This is a genomic window from Bradyrhizobium sp. Ses1, assembly GCF_059512365.1.
The window spans coordinates 111,653-128,559 of record NZ_JCAMOQ010000007.1; the positions used below are offsets into that span (position 1 = coordinate 111,653).

11 protein-coding genes are annotated in these 16,907 nt (G+C 59.0%); 6 read left to right on the forward strand and 5 right to left on the reverse strand.

Annotation, left to right across the window (positions count from 1 at the left end; all coding sequences use genetic code 11):
* The first annotated feature begins 206 nt into the window (after positions 1-206).
* From AC5ZG5_RS11475 to AC5ZG5_RS11500, 6 genes are all read left to right on the forward strand, one after another.
* Entirely contained in the window at positions 207-2,441 is a 2,235-nt protein-coding gene (locus AC5ZG5_RS11475) for a peptidase domain-containing ABC transporter (RefSeq protein WP_456641915.1), read from the forward strand.
* Positions 2,431-3,780: an HlyD family type I secretion periplasmic adaptor subunit gene (locus tag AC5ZG5_RS11480; protein WP_456641916.1), complete on the forward strand. Its 1,350-nt coding sequence runs from the start codon at positions 2,431-2,433 to the stop codon at positions 3,778-3,780. Before AC5ZG5_RS11475 ends, AC5ZG5_RS11480 begins: the two co-directional genes overlap by 11 nt.
* Positions 3,777-5,825 (forward strand): tetratricopeptide repeat protein, encoded by a 2,049-nt coding sequence (locus AC5ZG5_RS11485; RefSeq protein WP_456641917.1) that lies wholly within the window; start codon positions 3,777-3,779, stop codon positions 5,823-5,825. The genes AC5ZG5_RS11480 and AC5ZG5_RS11485 overlap by 4 nt, the downstream gene beginning before the upstream one ends.
* A gap of 216 nt (positions 5,826-6,041) precedes the next feature.
* Positions 6,042-9,941: a glycoside hydrolase family 99-like domain-containing protein gene (locus tag AC5ZG5_RS11490; protein WP_456641918.1), complete on the forward strand. Its 3,900-nt coding sequence runs from the start codon at positions 6,042-6,044 to the stop codon at positions 9,939-9,941.
* A gap of 40 nt (positions 9,942-9,981) precedes the next feature.
* On the forward strand, positions 9,982-10,425 hold the full coding sequence (locus tag AC5ZG5_RS11495) for a hypothetical protein (protein ID WP_456641919.1): 444 nt from the start codon (positions 9,982-9,984) through the stop codon (positions 10,423-10,425).
* A gap of 118 nt (positions 10,426-10,543) precedes the next feature.
* Complete coding sequence (locus tag AC5ZG5_RS11500) at positions 10,544-11,644, forward strand: polysaccharide pyruvyl transferase family protein (protein WP_456641920.1); 1,101 nt, start codon at positions 10,544-10,546, stop codon at positions 11,642-11,644.
* 48 nt (positions 11,645-11,692) lie between these two features.
* On the opposite strand, the gene AC5ZG5_RS11505 is transcribed toward AC5ZG5_RS11500, so the two are convergent.
* The 5 genes from AC5ZG5_RS11505 to rfbA form a co-directional block, all read right to left on the reverse strand.
* Complete coding sequence (locus tag AC5ZG5_RS11505; protein WP_456641921.1) at positions 11,693-12,616, reverse strand: glycoside hydrolase family 71/99 protein; 924 nt, start codon at positions 12,614-12,616, stop codon at positions 11,693-11,695.
* Positions 12,617-13,023: 407 nt separating this feature from the next.
* Positions 13,024-13,974: an alginate O-acetyltransferase AlgX-related protein gene (locus tag AC5ZG5_RS11510; RefSeq protein ID WP_456641922.1), complete on the reverse strand. Its 951-nt coding sequence runs from the start codon at positions 13,972-13,974 to the stop codon at positions 13,024-13,026.
* A 6-nt stretch (positions 13,975-13,980) separates the two neighbouring features.
* Positions 13,981-14,625 (reverse strand): class I SAM-dependent methyltransferase, encoded by a 645-nt coding sequence (locus AC5ZG5_RS11515; RefSeq protein ID WP_456641923.1) that lies wholly within the window; start codon positions 14,623-14,625, stop codon positions 13,981-13,983.
* A 276-nt stretch (positions 14,626-14,901) separates the two neighbouring features.
* Positions 14,902-15,969 (reverse strand): dTDP-glucose 4,6-dehydratase, encoded by a 1,068-nt coding sequence (gene rfbB, locus AC5ZG5_RS11520; RefSeq protein WP_456641924.1) that lies wholly within the window; start codon positions 15,967-15,969, stop codon positions 14,902-14,904.
* A gap of 3 nt (positions 15,970-15,972) precedes the next feature.
* The gene (rfbA, locus tag AC5ZG5_RS11525; protein ID WP_456641925.1) at positions 15,973-16,869 is read right to left on the reverse strand and encodes a glucose-1-phosphate thymidylyltransferase RfbA; all 897 of its coding nucleotides are present in this window, start codon (positions 16,867-16,869) and stop codon (positions 15,973-15,975) included.
* Positions 16,870-16,907: the final 38 nt, after the last annotated feature.

A 16,907-nucleotide genomic window follows, 5' to 3' on the forward strand; every position in this document is an offset into this window, starting at 1 on the left:
ACGCTCATCACGGGTGCCGGTTCGGCCGATGGTGCAACCTGCAGTCGATGGCCGCGCGGGTTTGCCATCACGCTAAATGTTAGTATTCCTGTCGTTTTTGTTGTATATATGTTAGTGGTAAGAATGGGCGCGCCCCCGGTCGCGTAGCGGGCTGTCCGTAGCAGATCGTAACGGACGCTCATAACAGATACATGGACTGAGCTTTCATGATCATCCAAGCGATCGCCGAAAATACCGATGCGGATCCAGTGGCTCCGTCCGCACTCGGGTGTCTGATCATCGTCGCCCGGCAGCACGGGCTGCATCTCACCTCGACGCAGCTTATCAAAGACAACCTGCTGACCGACCAGGAAGTGACGCCTGATCAGCTCATCCGCTGCGCGGAGAAGGCGGGCATGCGGGCGAAGCTCGTCAAGCTTGATTGGGACGGGCTTTCGCATCTGAAAAAAGCGCTCCCCGCCATCGTTCGCTTGCGCAATGGAAGTCACATGGTGCTGTTGCGTGTCGACGGAGACGCCAACAACACACGCGTTGTGTTGCGGGATCCGAATGCAGCCGAAGATGCGCTGCTCGTGATCGACCGGCCGCGGTTCGAGGACATCTGGTCCGGGGATGTCGTCCTGGTCAAGCGTAACTATGAAATCTCCGACGAATCGCAGCCGTTCAGTTTCGGCCTCGTGGCCGCGTTGCTGTTCCGCGAACGTCGCATGGTTCGGGACGTCGCGATCTCTGCGTTGATCCTCGGATTGCTTGGTCTGGCGCCGATCATGTTCTGGCGCCTGCTGTCAGACAAGGTGATCTTTTACAAGGCATACAACACCTTCTATGTGCTGTGCCTCGCGATGCTGGTGATGATCGCATTCGAGGCGGCATTCTCGTTCCTGAGGCAATTCCTGGTTCATCGCCTGACGACCCGGCTTGACGTCAAGCTATCGACCTACGTATTCGAAAAGGTCCTCAACCTTCCCATAGACTATTTCGAGCAGACCGCCGTCGGTCTGGTGGCGCGCGACATCCGCGAAGTGTTCCGCATTCGCAGTTTCCTGATGGGGCAATTGTTCGGCACGATCCTGGATTCGACGACACTGATCTTCTTCCTCCCGGTCATGTTCTTCTTCAGTCCGATCATGACCTTGGTGGTCCTGGCGATGGCGGGATTGATCGTCGTATGGCTTATGTTGATGCTGCCGACTTACCGTAAGGCCTCGTCCTCCGTCCTTGCAGCGGAGGGGGCCCAGGGCGCCTTTCTGGTTCAGACGCTCAACGGCATCCGGACGGTGAAGTCGCTCGCGCTCGATGCGAGGCAGCGCCACATGTGGGACGTGCTGGTCGCGCGCGTTGCGAAGGCCCGGCTTGCAGAAGGGATGACCGGAAACGCGATCCAGGCTGTCGTGCGCCCGTTGGAGCGGCTGGCAGTAAGCGGTTCATTTGCGCTGGGCGTCTATCTCGCGCTTATCGCCAATGACCCCGTCGTCATCGGAGCGCTGTTCGCCTTTCTGATGCTGTCGCAGCGGGTCTCGGGTCCGTTGATGCAGATGGCGCAGCTCATCAATCAGTACGACGAAGCGCGGAGCGCGGTCGCCACCGTCGGAAACCTGGTCAACCAGCCTGCCGAGGAGGGACGTTCCGGACACGGTGTCCGCACCCCGTTTGAGGGCAAAGTGGAGTTTTCCGGCGTCACCTTCAAATACAAGGGCGCGGTCTCGCCGACGCTGAACCGGATCTCCTTCGAAGTGCCGCAGGGAACCACGCTTGGCGTAATGGGCAAGAGCGGCTCCGGCAAGACGACGCTCACGCGTCTGTTGCAGCGGCTGCATTCGGACTACGACGGGTTGATCAAGATCGATGGGATCGACGTTCGCGAATACGATGTCGACCATCTGCGGCGGAACGTAGGCGTCGTGCTGCAGGAGAACTTCCTGTTCAGCGGCACGATCCGGGAAAACATCTCCGCGGCCAAGCCCGATGCGACCTTTGATGACATCGTCAAGGCCGCCAGACTAGCTGGCGCGGAGGAGTTCATCGACAAGCTGCCCCGCGGCTACGAGACCCAGATCTATGAAGGTTCTCCCAATCTGTCGGGAGGGCAGCGGCAGCGGCTCGCGATCGCGCGCGCGCTGATCGTCAATCCACCGATCCTGATTCTCGACGAAGCGACCAGCGCGCTCGACGCCGATAGCGAGGCGATCGTGAACGCCAACATCTCGCGGATCGCGCATGGCCGGACGCTGATCATCATCTCGCACCGGCTGTCGTCGCTAACGGCGGCCGACGCCATTCTGGTGCTCAATCGCGGCGTGGTCGACGACATTGGACGGCACGAGGAGCTGTTGGAGCGCAACGACATCTACAGTTCGCTTTGGTACCAGCAGAACACGCATTTGGTGCCTGCGAACCGGAATGATAGAGCAAACTTCCGGAGCCCAACCCTTGTCTCCTAATCAAGCATCGCTCGCCACCGTTCGCCAATTCCAATCGGAGACCGACGCAATCCGGGAGGCAGCCGAGCCGCTGGCGGCGCGGGCCACCCTGTTTGTGCTTTCGGCGTTCCTGGTTGCGCTCGTCGCGATTATGTGCCTGACGCGAGTTGATCGCGTCATCTCGAGCATCAACGGCAAGATTGTGCCGGCCGGTCAGATCAGCGTTCTACAGGCGCTGGATCCATCTATCATCAAGACAATCGATGTGCGGGAAGGCGAGCAGGTCCAGCCGGGACAGTTGCTCGCGACGCTCGATGCGACCTTCACGTCGGCCGATTTGACCCAGGCGAAATTGCAGATCGCGAGCCTCGAGACGCAAGTGGCGCGCGACGAGGCCGAACTGAAGCAGCAGCCGCTAGCGTTCCCCGACAAGTCGGACCCTGACTTCCAGAAGTACGCGGCGCTGCAGAAGGCGCTCTATGATCAGCGGATGGCGCAATATACCGCCCAGCTCAATAGTTTCGAATCGAAGATCAAGCAGACCCAGGCAACGATCGAGAAGCTTCGCGGCGACGATGCCAGATATCGGCAGCGCGACGAGGTTTTGCAGAAGATCGAAACGATGCGCACGACGCTAGCCGAGCACGGCACCGGCTCGCAGCTCAACATGTACATCTCCCAGGACACCCGGCTGGAATTGCTGCGGACGCTGGAGAACACGCACAACAGCCTGATCGAGGCTCAAAATACGCTGGGATCGCTGATCGCAGATCGCGATGCGTTCAAGCAGCAGTGGTTTGCACAATTGAGCCAGGATCTGGTTACGACGCGCAACAAGCTCGACGACGCGAGATCGGCTTATGACAAGGCGGAGAAGCACCAGGATCTCGTCCGCTGGACCGCTGCCGAACCCTCCGTGGTGCTCACCATGGCGAGACTTTCAGTCGGCTCGGTCCTAAAGCCAGGCGATCCCTTCATCACGCTCATGCCGGTCGATACCAAGCTCGAGGCGGAAATCAAGATCGCTTCGCGCGATATCGGGTTCATCCGGGCTGGTGACCCCTGCACCATGAAGATCGACGCTTTCAATGCCGCGGAGCACGGCACGGCTGAAGGCAAGGTGCGCTGGATCAGCGAAGGCGCGTTTACGACGGATGAGGATGGAAAGACGCTTGACTATGCCTACTACAAGGCGCGGTGCTCGGTGGACTCGTCCAATTTCAAGGATGTGCCGCACAATTTCCGGCTGATTCCCGGCATGACTCTTGCGGGCGACATCAATGTCGGCACTCGATCGGTCGGGATGTATCTGCTTGGCGGGATGCTCAAGGGCATTCGCGAGGCTATGCGTGAGCCATGACATTGTCGGCGCGATCGCTTTTTCAGTGGATTCGACCGGCTTTTTCGGAATCCCGCGGAAAGCAGTTTGAGCGCGGCGAGGCCGCCTTCGAACGTGGTCATTATCTGGAGGCGCTGAAGCTCTGGAAGCTGGCGTCGCAAGATGGCGACACGGAAGCGGACTATCGAATCGGATTGCTTTACGCAAAGAACCAAGGGGTTTTGGGCAGCATTCCCGACGCAGTGGTGTGGTACGAGCGCGCAGCCCAGCGAGGCCACGTCGAGGCGCAGTATCAGCTCGGCTTGATCTTCCTGTATGGAGTGAAGGCCACTCTCGGACCGAACAGGCCAGAGACGTGGCGTCAATCCTCTGGCGCTCGACTGGGCGATGCGGCATCGAATGTTCATGACCTCATATTCCCGCACGGAACCAGTGTTGCCAGTGATGTCGATGTCGCTTTTCGCTGGATCGCAGCCGCGGCGGAAGCCGGCAAGGCCGAGGCCCAGACCATCCTTGGCAACCTGTATACTGAAGGGCGGGGGTGCGAGAAGGATTACACCGCTGCGCTTAGATGGTATCAGGCCGCAGCAGACCAGAAGTGTGCTCCAGCCGAATTTTCTCTTGGCGATGTCTATTATCAGGGTCGAGGCGTTCCCGCGGATCTCGAGCAGGCGGCGATCTGGTATCGCAAGGCCGCCGATCAGGACCACGTGAGGGCGCAGGTTGCGCTTGCTTTCATGAACCTGAAGGGAGCGGGGATGCCCGAGGCTCCCGCCGAAGCGGCGCGGCTATTCCAGAGTGCGGCAAAGCACGACGATGCGATCGCGCTCTACAACATCGGTTTGTTGCGTCTGAACGGCAAGGGCATCACAAAAGATCTCGACTTGGCTGAAACCGCGTTACGCAAGGCGGCGCGCAAGGACTACCTTCCGGCAATCCAGGCGCTGGCGGAGTTCTATTCTCACGGTGCAGGTGCCGAGCCGGACCTGCGGGAAGCCGCAACCTGGTACGAGAGGGCCGCCGAGCGGGGTGACGTGCAGGCGCAGTTTTTCATGGGACGCTTTTACGCGACCGGAACCGGTGTCTCGCCGAATATTCGTCAAGCCGCGAAGTGGTTCGAGCGTGCAGCCGAGAACGGCCACGCGACCGCCGCGTTCAATATCGCCATCTTCTATCTCAACGGCTCCGGCGTCGAACGTAATGTGGAAACCGCGATCCAGTGGTTCGAGCGCGCTTCCGAGGGCGGCATCAGTGCCGCGCAGGTGCAGCTAGGCAGGCTCTATTCCGCAGGCAATGGCGTTCCGCGCGATCAAAAACTCGCGGGAGAATGGTTGAGCAAAGCCGCTGTTGGCGGAGATCCTGACGCCAAGACCGCCTATGCGCTCTTCCTCATTCATCATGATGGCTCGGCGGACCGCCTTACGGAGGTGCAGTCGTTGTTGACCGAAGCTGCCGCAGCCGGCTACGCGCCCGCAGCCTTCCAACTCGGCGCGATGAAAATGGGCAAGTTCGGTGGGGTTTCGGATGTTCAAGGCGCCGTCCCATGGTTCACGCGCGCGGCCAAGGCCGGCCATGTCGAAGCTCAATACACCCTCGCACTTCTGTACGCCGATCCAAACAGTGGCGTGAGCGATGCAGGAGCCGCAGCATCCTGGATGGCCACGGCCGCGCGTTCAGGCAATGCTGCCGCGCAGTTTCAGCTTGCCGTCATGTATTGCACCGGCAATGGCATCGCCCAGGACGTCGCACAGGGGTTGACCTGGTACGAGGCCGCCGCGCAGCAGGGACACACGGTTGCGCAGTATAACCTCGCAGTAATGCTCGGAAGAGGGCAGGGCCGCGAAGCTGATCCGAAGAAAGCGTGCGAGTGGTTTCAGAAAGCGGCAGAGCAGGGCATGGCTGAAGCGCAGCTGGCTCTGGGAGACGCGCTGATGTCGGGCGCCGGCGTTGCGCAAGATAAGGACATGGCGGTGCATTGGTATCAACAGGCGGCGCGACAAAATAATGAAGGCGCAGTGCGTCGCCTGAAGGCGATAGGCCCGACGTTGGTGGACACTGAGCGATGAAGAATGACGTTGTCCATTCCGGAGCGGAAAGATGAAAAAGGAGGCAAGCAACAGCGACAATTCAGGCACAACTGAAGATTGCTTTCATATCGGAGACAGAAAGAGTGCGCTAATCTCGCGCTTGCGAAGTAAGGTGCTCAACGCTGAAGTGAATGTGTGACGATGGCTGATTTTCTTTCGAAGCTCGCGCGCGACGCCGGTCAAAAGGAACCTCGGATGAGGCGCAGTGCAATCGCACGGTCTCAACCCAAGGTCGAGACGAGCGTCGCAAAGACAAACGGTGCGGCCGCCAAGGAACTCGTGAGCAAGCAACCAGAGCTTTCACCTCCGCCGGAGCCGGCTGCACCGGCCATCGACCTCACTGGTGCGACGCGCACGCTCAAGGGGCTAGGGCTGTTCGATGAAAATTTCTATGCGACGAGCTACCCGGATGTGATCGCGGTCGGTGCCGATCCGTTCGAGCATTTCTTCCTCTATGGCTACAAGGAGGGTCGCAAGCCAAATCCGATCTTTGATCCGATCTGGTATGTCACGACCTATCCCGATGTGAAGGACGCGGATGTGCAGCCGCTACTGCACTACGCATCGATCGGTGAGCCCGAAGGGAGGCGGCCGAGTCCGTATTTTCAGCCTGCCTGGTATCGCGAGAAGTACGGCATACCGGAGAAGGAGAGTCCGCTCGCGCACTATCTGAAAAATCGTATCGGTCCGTTCAGCCCGATTCCGGAGTTCGACGCGCAATACTATCTGCAGATCTATCAGGACGTCGCGACCGCCGGGGTCGATCCGTTCGAACACTTTATCTTCCACGGCTACAAGGAAGGACGAAACCCGTCGGCGGAGTTCGATACAAAATTTTACATCCAACGCTACTTCAAGGGGAAGACCGACCAGAATCCGCTGCTGCACTATCTGGAGCATCGGCACGAGGACGGCATCTATCCGTCGCCGCCGGAAAACGAAGCCACCATCCCGGCCGAGATCAAGCGCTTCACCAAGCCGAGCGCGCAGTTCGAGGAACTGCGTCCCTTGCCCGCAAGTGCCAAGCCGCGTGCGAAGGTCCTGGCCTATTACCTCACCCAGTTTCACGCCTTCCCTGAGAACGACAAATGGTGGGGCACCGGCTTCACCGAATGGACCAACATCGCGCGCGGCGTGCCGCGGTTCAAGGATCACTATCAGCCGCGGATCCCGCGCGATCTCGGCTTCTACTCGCTCGGCGACATCGAAACCATGCGCAAGCAGGCGAGACTCGCCCAGGCGGCGGGTGTCTACGGCTTTGTGTATTACTACTACTGGTTCAACGGCAAGCGCCTGTTGGAGAGGCCACTCGAACAGTTCCTGAAGGCGCGCGACATCAACATGCCGTTCTGCCTGATGTGGGCGAACGAGAACTGGACGCGGCGCTGGGACGGCATGGAAGGCGAGGTTCTGATCTCGCAGGACTATCTTGCCGATGACGACGAACGTCTGTTGTCGGATTTCAACCGGCACTTCAAGGACAAGCGGTACATCCGCATCCAGGGCCGGCCGCTCTTGATGATCTATCGTCCGCGACTCATTCCGGATACCGCCAAGGTGATTGCGCGTTGGCGTTCGATCTTCGCGAAGAAGTTCAATGAAGATCCGATCATCATCATGAGCCAGAGCTTTGATGATTACGATCCCACTCCGAACGGCATGGATGGTGCGATCGAATTTCCGCCGCATAAGCTCACCAAGTATGTGCCGCTGGTCAATTCCGAAGCCAAGATTCTCGACGACACCTACTCGGGCCAGATCTACAGCTACGATGACGTCGCCAAGTATTCGATCGAGGAGCCGTGTCCGAATTTTCCGTTGATCAAGACCGTCGTGCCGAGCTGGGATAATGACGCACGCCGCCAGGGCACCGGTCTCGTGATCCAGGGATCGACACCACAAAAATACGAGGCGTGGCTATCGACGCTGGTTGAGCAGGCGCAGAAGCATACGTTCTTCGGGGAAGCCGTCGTCTGCGTCAACGCCTGGAACGAATGGTGCGAGGGTGCCTACCTCGAACCGGATCTGCACTTCGGATCGGCTTACCTGAACGCCACGGCGCGTGCGGCCACTGGCCTGACGCGTGACCTTTCGCTGCCAAAGATTCTGCTGATTGGGCACGATGCGTTCCCGAGCGGTGCTCAGCATCTGTTGCTCAATATCGGCAGGACGCTGCGGAGCGCCTTCAACATTGAGGTGGAGTATCTATTGCTGCAGGGCGGCGCCATGGAGGCCGAATACGCTTCTGTTGCTCCGCTCACCGTTCTCAAGCAGGCCTCCGAAATCCCTGCGACCTTGCGGCACTTCCGGGAGAAGGGGTTCACGGCCGCAGTTGCCAACACCACGGCGAGCGGACGCGCCACCAAGTTCCTCGCCGAGATGGGTTTTCGTACCATTTCTCTGGTACACGAACTGCCGCGGATTCTTCGCGAGAAGAATCTGGAGGACGCCGCACGCATGGCGATCGGCAGCGCGCAGCACGTCGTGTTCGCCTCCGACTTCGTCCGCGACCGCCTGGTGGAAGCGCTCAAGCTCGACGCCGGTGACGGGCGCTTCCTGATCCGCGCGCAGGGCAGCTACAAGCAGATCGAGCCGGCGCCGGCCGAAGCCGTTTTGGTTCGCAAGGAATTTGGCATCGCGCCCACCGACAAGATGGTGCTTGGGGTCGGCTATGCCGACCTGCGCAAAGGGTTCGATTTGTTTCTGCAGGTTTGGAACCTGGTTCGGCAACAGCATCCGAACGTCCATTTCTGCTGGGCCGGTGGCATCGATCCCGGCCTGCAAGAATGGCTGGGACCTGAAATCAGTCGCGCCGAGGCCACCGGCCGTTTCCATCTCGCCGGCTTCCGTTCCGACATGCAGGCGCTCTATTCCGCTTCGGATATCTACGCCCTGACCTCGCGCGAGGATCCGTTCCCGACAGTGGCGCTGGAGGCGCTCAGCGTTGGCGTGCCCGTGGTTGCCTTCGAGGACTCCGGCGGCATCCCCGGCTTCCTTCTCAAAGAGAACGTCGGCCGCGTCGTGCCGTATTGCGACGTGCCCGCGATGGCGCGAGCCGTGGAGAAGTTCCTGCGCCAGGCGCCATCAGAAGCCGAGCGCGCCCGCATGACCGAGATTATCCAAACCAAATTCGCGTTCGCAGATTATGTCCGCGATCTGCTCCGGCTTGCCGTGCCGTCGCTGCCGACCATCTCGGTCGCAGTTCCCAACTACAATTACGCGCATTGCCTCCCGGAGCGGCTCTACACCATCTTCGACCAAAATCATCCAGTCGAGGAGATCATCGTGCTGGACGACTGCTCCTCCGATGACAGTATCCCCGTGATCATGAAGCTCGCTGACGAGCGCCAGCGCGATCTCACACTCGTCATCAATGAGCAGAATTCCGGTTCCGTGTTCGCGCAATGGGCCAAGGCAGCGGAGATGGCGAGGGGCGAGTTCCTCTGGATTGCCGAAGCCGACGATCTCGCCGAGCCCACCTTCCTCTCGAGCCTGCTCGCCCTGATGAGCGGTGATCCCGACATTGCGTTCGGCTTCACCGACTCGAAGTCCATCGATGCCGACGGAGCCCACCTCTATGCGAGCTACAAGCCCTACTACGCCAGCATCGAGCCAGGTGCATTATCGCGGACCGAGGTGTTCGATGGCCGCGATTTCGTGACCCGCTATCTCGGTGTCAAGAACACCATCCTGAACGTCAGTTCGGTGCTGTGGCGCCGCGAAACGTTGTTGCGCGCGCTCGAGGCCTGCCGCGGCGACCTTCGCGACCTTCGCATGGCCGGCGACTGGCGCATCTATCTGGAGGCGCTCGGCACGCGAGGCGCCAAGATCGCTTACGTTGCCGATCCCCTCAACATTCACCGTCGTCACGCCGCGAGCGTGACGCATTCAATGAAGGCGCAGAAGCATATCGGGGAGATCGAAAGCATGCACCGTATCGCCCGCGAGCGGTTCGGCTTCACGGACCGCGAAATCAAATCGCAGGCTGCGTACCTCGAAGAGGTGACCGCGCAATTGTTGGGGACAACGGCGGAGGCCGAAAAGCCGAAGCGGGTAGCAAAGCAGTCAGCGGCGGAAGCGCCTGCCAAGGCGTGATCGCGATATCTCAACTAGGGGACTATCTGGGGGTAGCTTGATGTTTGTGCCGTCCGCTCAATCCTTGATGAATGCACTCAACCTCGACAAATCCGCGCTCGACGGCCCTGGTCCGATCGCAGTTCCGGCGGGATTGTTGAAGCTGTTGCTGCAAATAGCGGTCGCGGCCGCCGAGTTCGATGAAGATGGTTATCTGCGGGAGAACCCCGATGTTGCAAGGGCAGTTTCTCGCGGGGAGCTTGAAAGTGCCCACATGCACTATATAGGCTTTGGCTACTTCGAAGGCCGCCGAGGCGGCGGTCCAGCGGTGGATGCCGAATGGTATTTCGGCAAATATCCTGACGTCGCGGCGGCCGTGAAGGAAGGCCGGGTGAGCTCGGCGGAAGCACATTTTCTATCGATCGGTGGCGGAGAAGGTCGGTCGCCTGCAGCTGAGTACGACGCCGATGCAGCTCAATGGAAATCGGCCATCAAGGGAAGGTAGGATGGCGGCTTCCGTTACGGTGCAGATTTATTTGGGTGGTGACAATAAGGAGCAATATGCGCGGGAATAATTCGGCTACACACGAGTTTATGGCTGTTATTACCGCCGGAGGAAAGCTGTGAACATTTTTCTGTTGGGAGCAACGCCAAGGATATCCGCGGAGGCTGGCGAGGATCCGATTTCAAAGCTGGCGAAGACCGGCGGCAACACTGGCAACCAGCTGATTGCCCATGGCTTGCTTGATCGAATTGTATACGACGATATCTCCTGGGATCATCGGATCAACCCCAGGGAGGTGCACGAACGCTTCGACATGATCGTCGTGGCGGCGGCCAACTTCTTGTTCCCAAAGTTCGATTTTGGAGGCATGGCGAACTACATTGAGCTCGCGGATTTGCCGGTGGCGATCGTCGGCTTGGGAGCTCAGTCCAACAACTACGATCCAAACATCAGCCTGATGCCCGGTACTGAGCGGTTCGTGAAGGTCATAGCGGAGCGGGCCGTCAGCATCGGCGTTCGCGGTCCCTACACGCGGGACGTCTTGGCAAATCGCGGTGTGCTCAATGTAACCGTGACCGGCTGTCCTTCCTATTACATGGGAGGACCCGATGGCATGAAGATCAATCGACGGCCGTTTGGGGAAATCAAGCGCCTCTCGATCAATGCGTCGCGAGACGTTGTCGTTCATTCCTTCGACAAGGAGAAGATGCGCCGGCTCGTGCAGGAGATCTACGGCACGGGAATAGCCTGGAAAGCGGATTTCATCGCCCAAAGCGAACAGTCCGAGATCAGATTGGCGGACAAGCAGGCGAGAGCGGTCGAGGAATCGCTGAAGGAAATGTCAGCATTCCTGGCAAACGTCGTTCCCGAAAGCGAGGTACGCAGTTGGGCCACAGATCACGTGCGTGCCTTCTTCGACGTGGATGAGTGGCTTGACAAGATCCAGACCTACGATTTTGTCTTTGGTAGCCGCTTTCATGGCTGCATGGTGGCCTTGCAACGCGGTGTTCCCGCCATCGTCATCTGCCACGATACGAGGACCGAGGATATGTGCCGGTTCCTGGGCATGCCATTTGTTAGCATTGTTGATCTGGATGGCATCAACGTCGGTCGTCTCTATGATCTAGTTGACGCCCAGACGCTCCATGAGCGCTATGCGACGCTTTACCCGGCATATTGCAAGTTCTTGCTGTCGAACAATCTGGTTGTAAAGCCGTAGCTGATCGCGGGTGAGTGCGCATCGTGGACCCGGAGCCGTGTGCGGTGTTCAGTTCTCTCCCGCGTGACAGGTCTTGAGAACCTCGCTCGCAGTTCTCAACATCGAGGCGGACGGATCCCCCAAGGTCGGGGCCAGTGCTCCACCTTCGCTGTATTCATTCCAGGAATAGATCAGCGCAATCTGGTAGGGGCAACGATCCGGGTGCTTTGACATGAAGCGCGCCGCCTGTCGGCAGGCGAAAGCGAACTCGCTAGGGGTTGCGATCTCTGCATGCGCGCCCTTGTCGATGCGCGTGTAATCTCGTTTGTCATAAGCGGGAGGGTTCTCCTTTCGCGGCCGCGAATCCCAGCCGACCATCACGGTCGGCACCACGCCGCTCGAAGTACGAGCCAACTCATCTTCCCAATATTGTTCTACGTGCCGTTGGAGCTCGGGATAACTGCCAGATCGGTTTGGCCCGAAATTTATCCCATAGGTCGAAATGGCATCGGCGCCTATCTGCTTTCGCACCGCCTCAGCTGCAGCAGGCGGTGTGTGCAGAAGTACGATGTACGGATTTCGACTGCCCGAAGAAGTTGCCTGGTTTCGCAGGTGAGACAGCGATTTCCCGAGCGCGGCGGGCGAACCGTTCCAGTATGACGGCAATAAGGCATCGAGGTAATAGAGGAACAGAACCGGTCTGCCGTCCTGCGTTCTCTGGTAGTTGTGGTCCGAAAAGAGATCGCAAATACGCTGTGTCGCTTCGTCGAATCCGTTGGCGCGACCTAGCGTGTCCACGGTCGCTATCAGGCAATAGTTCATCTGATCGGCGATGCCGCTTTGACGATGGTAATTCAGCCCCTGCATCATCGAGTGTGCGAGGTCCAGTTTGCCATCGCTGCCGTACGCCAGATATGCCCAGTAGCCGAGACCAGCCTCGTGAGCGACCCGTATCTCGTGGTCGAACGAGTCGGCAGTAGCGTTGAATTGCAACGTTTTGGAATCAGTCAGACGGCTATGGAGCGGCGCACGAAACTGCCAGCGTTGGGGGCTCAGAGCTTTTTCTTCTTCATAACAGGGTTCGCCCTTTGTGTTGCAGTATTGCGCGTCCCACCTTATGGCTCCGAAGATCGGGCATCGAGTTCTTGCGTGACTCCGCCTGGGAAGCAGCAGCGTGGCGAGAAGTCCTCGTAGGAGAGTCCGACGCGTTGATAGGTACGAGATGGCTGACATTTGCAGTTCCGACAGGAGCGGGAGGCCATTCATTCGCCTTCGAGACGTCTATGCGGGTTCTGGTCATTCAACAACCAGCTCCATACGCCTCGCAGGACATGAGGGGCAGGAACTCGCATCGCCGAAGTTTGTTCCACGCTCGGAGGCTACGCGGTTCCCGTGTCCGGTTATGAGGATCTCGGTTCGGAGTGCGAACACAACACAGACTGAAGTTTGTTGGTCGCATGGCGCCTGATATCGATGTCATCCTTTGGTACAACGCGAACAAATCGCTCCGCAATCTCCGTCAGTAGAATATCCGGCTTGAATTCGTCGACCAATTTCCAGTCGATGGCGGCCGACCAGACAAACATTACGGCATCGACGGTCTCGGCAAACATTCCGGTGAGCATATGAGGCCGATACTCAAAAAAAGAATCGCCGAACACGAGAAGCCGTACTTTCGCCAGAGGCGGCCGTTCATTGCGATATTCGACGATCGATCCGACGTGCAGTGACAGATCGTTCGGCACTCGGCCCGTTTCGCGCGCGGTCACGATATCGTTGGCCTCGACCCGGGATGCGCCGATGCCAAAACGTCCGAACCGCATCGTCTCGAACCGCTGGGGCGTCAACTTGGAGCCCAGATCCCAGCTGCCCTCGCGGGCTGGAGCGTTTCGCATGATCAGATCTGCCTTTTGCGGTATTCCCATGTAGGAGCACAGCATCTGATAGGCACTGAAGCAGCCTTCCACCGTCCAATGAGTATCGGTTCGATGAAATACTTCGTGGTTGCCTGCCTGCTTTCTGAGATACCCCGTCAACGGCACCAAGATCCCACGCAACTCGGCATCGTTGCTCCCTTCCAGGATTTCGGCCGGAAATCTCATTTGAGAGGTGATGGCGAGCGCCTTTGCCCTGAGCACCGAAAGCTTGTCGGGAACAAAGCAGTGAAAGTATTTGATTCCTTTATCTATGGCCGCTTTCTTCCTGCTAGCCAGCAGAGCTTTCCATGCAGAACAAACCAATTGGAGATTGTGGTCGGATTCGGAGAAAAGACGCGCGACGTCGTTGCTGCCACCAACCAGGAAGAGATGGCCGTCGTCTCCCTCGAAAACGTCTTTTGAGAGCTGCGGCACAACGGCTTACTTTCGTCTCAGTGCGATGCAATCCTGAGCGAGCTGTCCGCGATCAGCATAGTCGATGACAGCGAATAGATCCGAGAACTTATCGGAAAGATATTTGTCCGTAACGAAGCACTCTGCAAACTCGCTGCGCGCCACTGAATCCGAGGGCAGCCAAAAGAACTTTCCGGACCTCACTTCCGCTATTGCAGTGTCGATCGTGTTATAGGGGAGCCGCTTCAGAATGAGATCAATCCAGAAGTGTATCTCTTGACCATCGATCTTCTTTCGGTGTGCTTCCTTCAGGTCCTCCAAGAACCGAACGCCGAGAGTTGTTATGAAGCAAACGCCACCTGGTCTGAGAATGCGGGCAATCTCGGAAATCCACCGATCGAAATAGTGCTGGTTAAAGTGTGAAAAGGTCGACCACGTGACCAAGTGGCTCGCGAATCCGTCGCGGAACGGGAGCGGCGGCAACGGGTCAGTTCTGACGAAGCTGATATAGCTGTTCGCCTTGCGCGCTTCGACGATGAAGTCGAACGGTTCAACCGCATAGATGTTCGACGCAGGCACATCCTTCATAAAAGCGCGCGCGATGCGGCCCCAGCCGGTTCCGAAGTCGATCAGGATGCTGTCCTTGGAGAAGGAGGCGCCGTTGGCGTTCAAGACGCCGATGCAGTGCTCGCGAAAGCCGAGTGCGCCTCTGATCGCCATCTCATTGGAGCTTCCTTGCAGATGGCGCTGCAGGTCGGCTGACGGAAATGAAGGAAAGGCGATGCCTCGTATCGAAGGCTCTCTGACGCTCCTGACCAGATCTGACCGCCATTCCTGGTCGGTAAGAGGTGCATAGGTCTCGTATATTTTGTTGATCTCGGTGTTGTGCATCTCTTCCTCGATTGAGCGAACGCGGGTTTTTGAGGCAGAAAGTCGCCTCACTCCGGCCTACTGGGTGAGCCCGACCCGTCTGGCTTGATATCCCCGCGCCAGGATATCCCGCCACCACGGCTGTTCATCGATATACCATTGCACGGTCTTGGCGATGCCGCTCTCGAAGTTCTCGTCCGCGCGCCAGCCGAGATCGCGTTCCAGCTTCGAGGCGTCGATGGCGTAACGGCGGTCGTGACCGGGACGGTCGGCGACGAAGGTGATCAGGTCGCGGCGCGGGCCCCGTGCGCTCGGTGCGTTCTCGTCGAGGAGGTCGCAGATGGTTTCGACCACATGCAGGTTGGTCCGCTCGTTGCGGCCGCCGACATTGTAGGTCTCGCCGACGACGCCGCGTTCGAGCACCAGCGTGAGTGCCTTGGCATGGTCCTCGACATAGAGCCAGTCGCGGATGTTCTTGCCGTCGCCATAGACGGGCAGGGGCTCGCCGGCGAGGCCCTTGATGATCATGTGCGGGATCAGCTTTTCCGGGAAGTGATAGGGGCCGTAATTGTTGGAGCAGTTGGTGACCAGCGTCGGCAATTCGTAGGTCTCGCGCCAGGCGCGCACCAGATGGTCGGAGGAGGCCTTGCTCGCGGAGTAGGGCGAGTTCGGCGAGTAGGCCGTGGTTTCCGTGAAGAAGCCGTCGTCGCCGAGCGAGCCGAACACCTCGTCGGTCGAGATATGCAGGAAGCGGAATTGCTCGCGCTTCTCGGGCGAGAGCGTGCGCCAATGGCGCAGCGCTTCCTGCAGGATGGTAAAGGTGCCGACGATGTTGGTCTGGATGAACTCGCCGGGGCCGTCGATCGAGCGGTCGACATGGCTCTCGGCGGCGAGGTTCATCACGGCGTCAGGCTGGTATTTCTCGAACAGGCGGCGCAGGCCGGGGCCATCGCAAATGCACTGCTTTTCGAAGCTGTAGTTCAGGTTCTGAGCCGCGCCGGGCAACGAGCCGAGATTGGCGGCATAGGTGAGCTTGTCGATGTTGACCACGCGAGCGTGACTGTCGCGCAGGAGATGACGCACCACGGCCGAGCCGATGAACCCGGCGCCGCCGGTGACGAAGATGGTCGAGCCCTTAAAGCGCATGATCTATCGCCTCCATGGAGTGGAATCAGCCTTGAACGAGCGGGCAACTGACTTCAGATATTCGCCATAGCTGCTTTTCGCGGTCTTCTCGGCGACTTTCTCGAACGCTTGAAGCGAGATGTAGCCCTGGCGCAGCGCGATCTCCTCCGGGCAGGCGATGCGCAAGCCCTGGCGCTGCTCAAGGATCTGGACAAAATGGCTGGCCTCGACCAGCGAGGAATGCGTGCCGGTGTCGAGCCAGGCAAAGCCGCGGCCGAGCACCTCGACATAGAGATCACCGCGCTCGAGATAGGCGTTGTTGACGTCGGTGATCTCGATCTCGCCGCGGGCCGACGGTTTGATCCGAGCCGCGATCTCGACGACGGCGTTGTCATAAAAGTATAGCCCAGTGACGGCTACGTTCGACTTTGGCTGTTTCGGCTTCTCTTCGATCGAGAGCGCGCGGCCGGTGTGATCGAGTTCGACGACCCCATATTGCTCCGGCGCATTGACGACATAGCCGAACACGGTCGCGCCCTGATTGCGGGAGGAAGCGGCGGACAGCATCTCCGGCAATCCGTGCCCGTAGAAAATGTTATCGCCTAACACAAGCGCGACCGAGTCCGAGCCTATGAAGTCGCGGCCTACGATGAATGCGTCCGCAAGCCCACGGGGCGTCTCCTGCGTGGCATAGGCGAAGCGCAAACCGATCTCGCCGCCGTCGCCGAGTAGCCGTTGAAACAGCGGCTTGTCTTGCGGCGTCGAAATGATCAAAATATCCCGAATTCCGCCTAACATCAGCGTCGACAGCGGATAATAGATCATCGGCTTGTCGAAGACCGGCAGAAGCTGCTTTGATACGACCGTCGTCACTGGGTAAAGGCGCGAGCCCGTCCCGCCGGCGAGGATAATGCCCTTCATAGCCCCTCACGTTTTGCTATCACAAAACATAACATATA

What these genes read in the sequence shown, in the direction of transcription:
- AC5ZG5_RS11475 (WP_456641915.1), top strand. Translation starts at nt 207, where the DNA reads ATGATCATCCAAGCGATCGCCGAAAATACCGATGCGGATCCAGTGGCT.
- AC5ZG5_RS11485 (WP_456641917.1), top strand. Translation starts at nt 3,777, where the DNA reads ATGACATTGTCGGCGCGATCGCTTTTTCAGTGGATTCGACCGGCTTTT.
- AC5ZG5_RS11490 (WP_456641918.1), top strand. Translation starts at nt 6,042, where the DNA reads ATGAGGCGCAGTGCAATCGCACGGTCTCAACCCAAGGTCGAGACGAGC.
- AC5ZG5_RS11495 (WP_456641919.1), top strand. Translation starts at nt 9,982, where the DNA reads ATGTTTGTGCCGTCCGCTCAATCCTTGATGAATGCACTCAACCTCGAC.
- rfbB (WP_456641924.1), bottom strand. Translation starts at nt 15,969, where the DNA reads ATGCGCTTTAAGGGCTCGACCATCTTCGTCACCGGCGGCGCCGGGTTC.
- rfbA (WP_456641925.1), bottom strand. Translation starts at nt 16,869, where the DNA reads ATGAAGGGCATTATCCTCGCCGGCGGGACGGGCTCGCGCCTTTACCCA.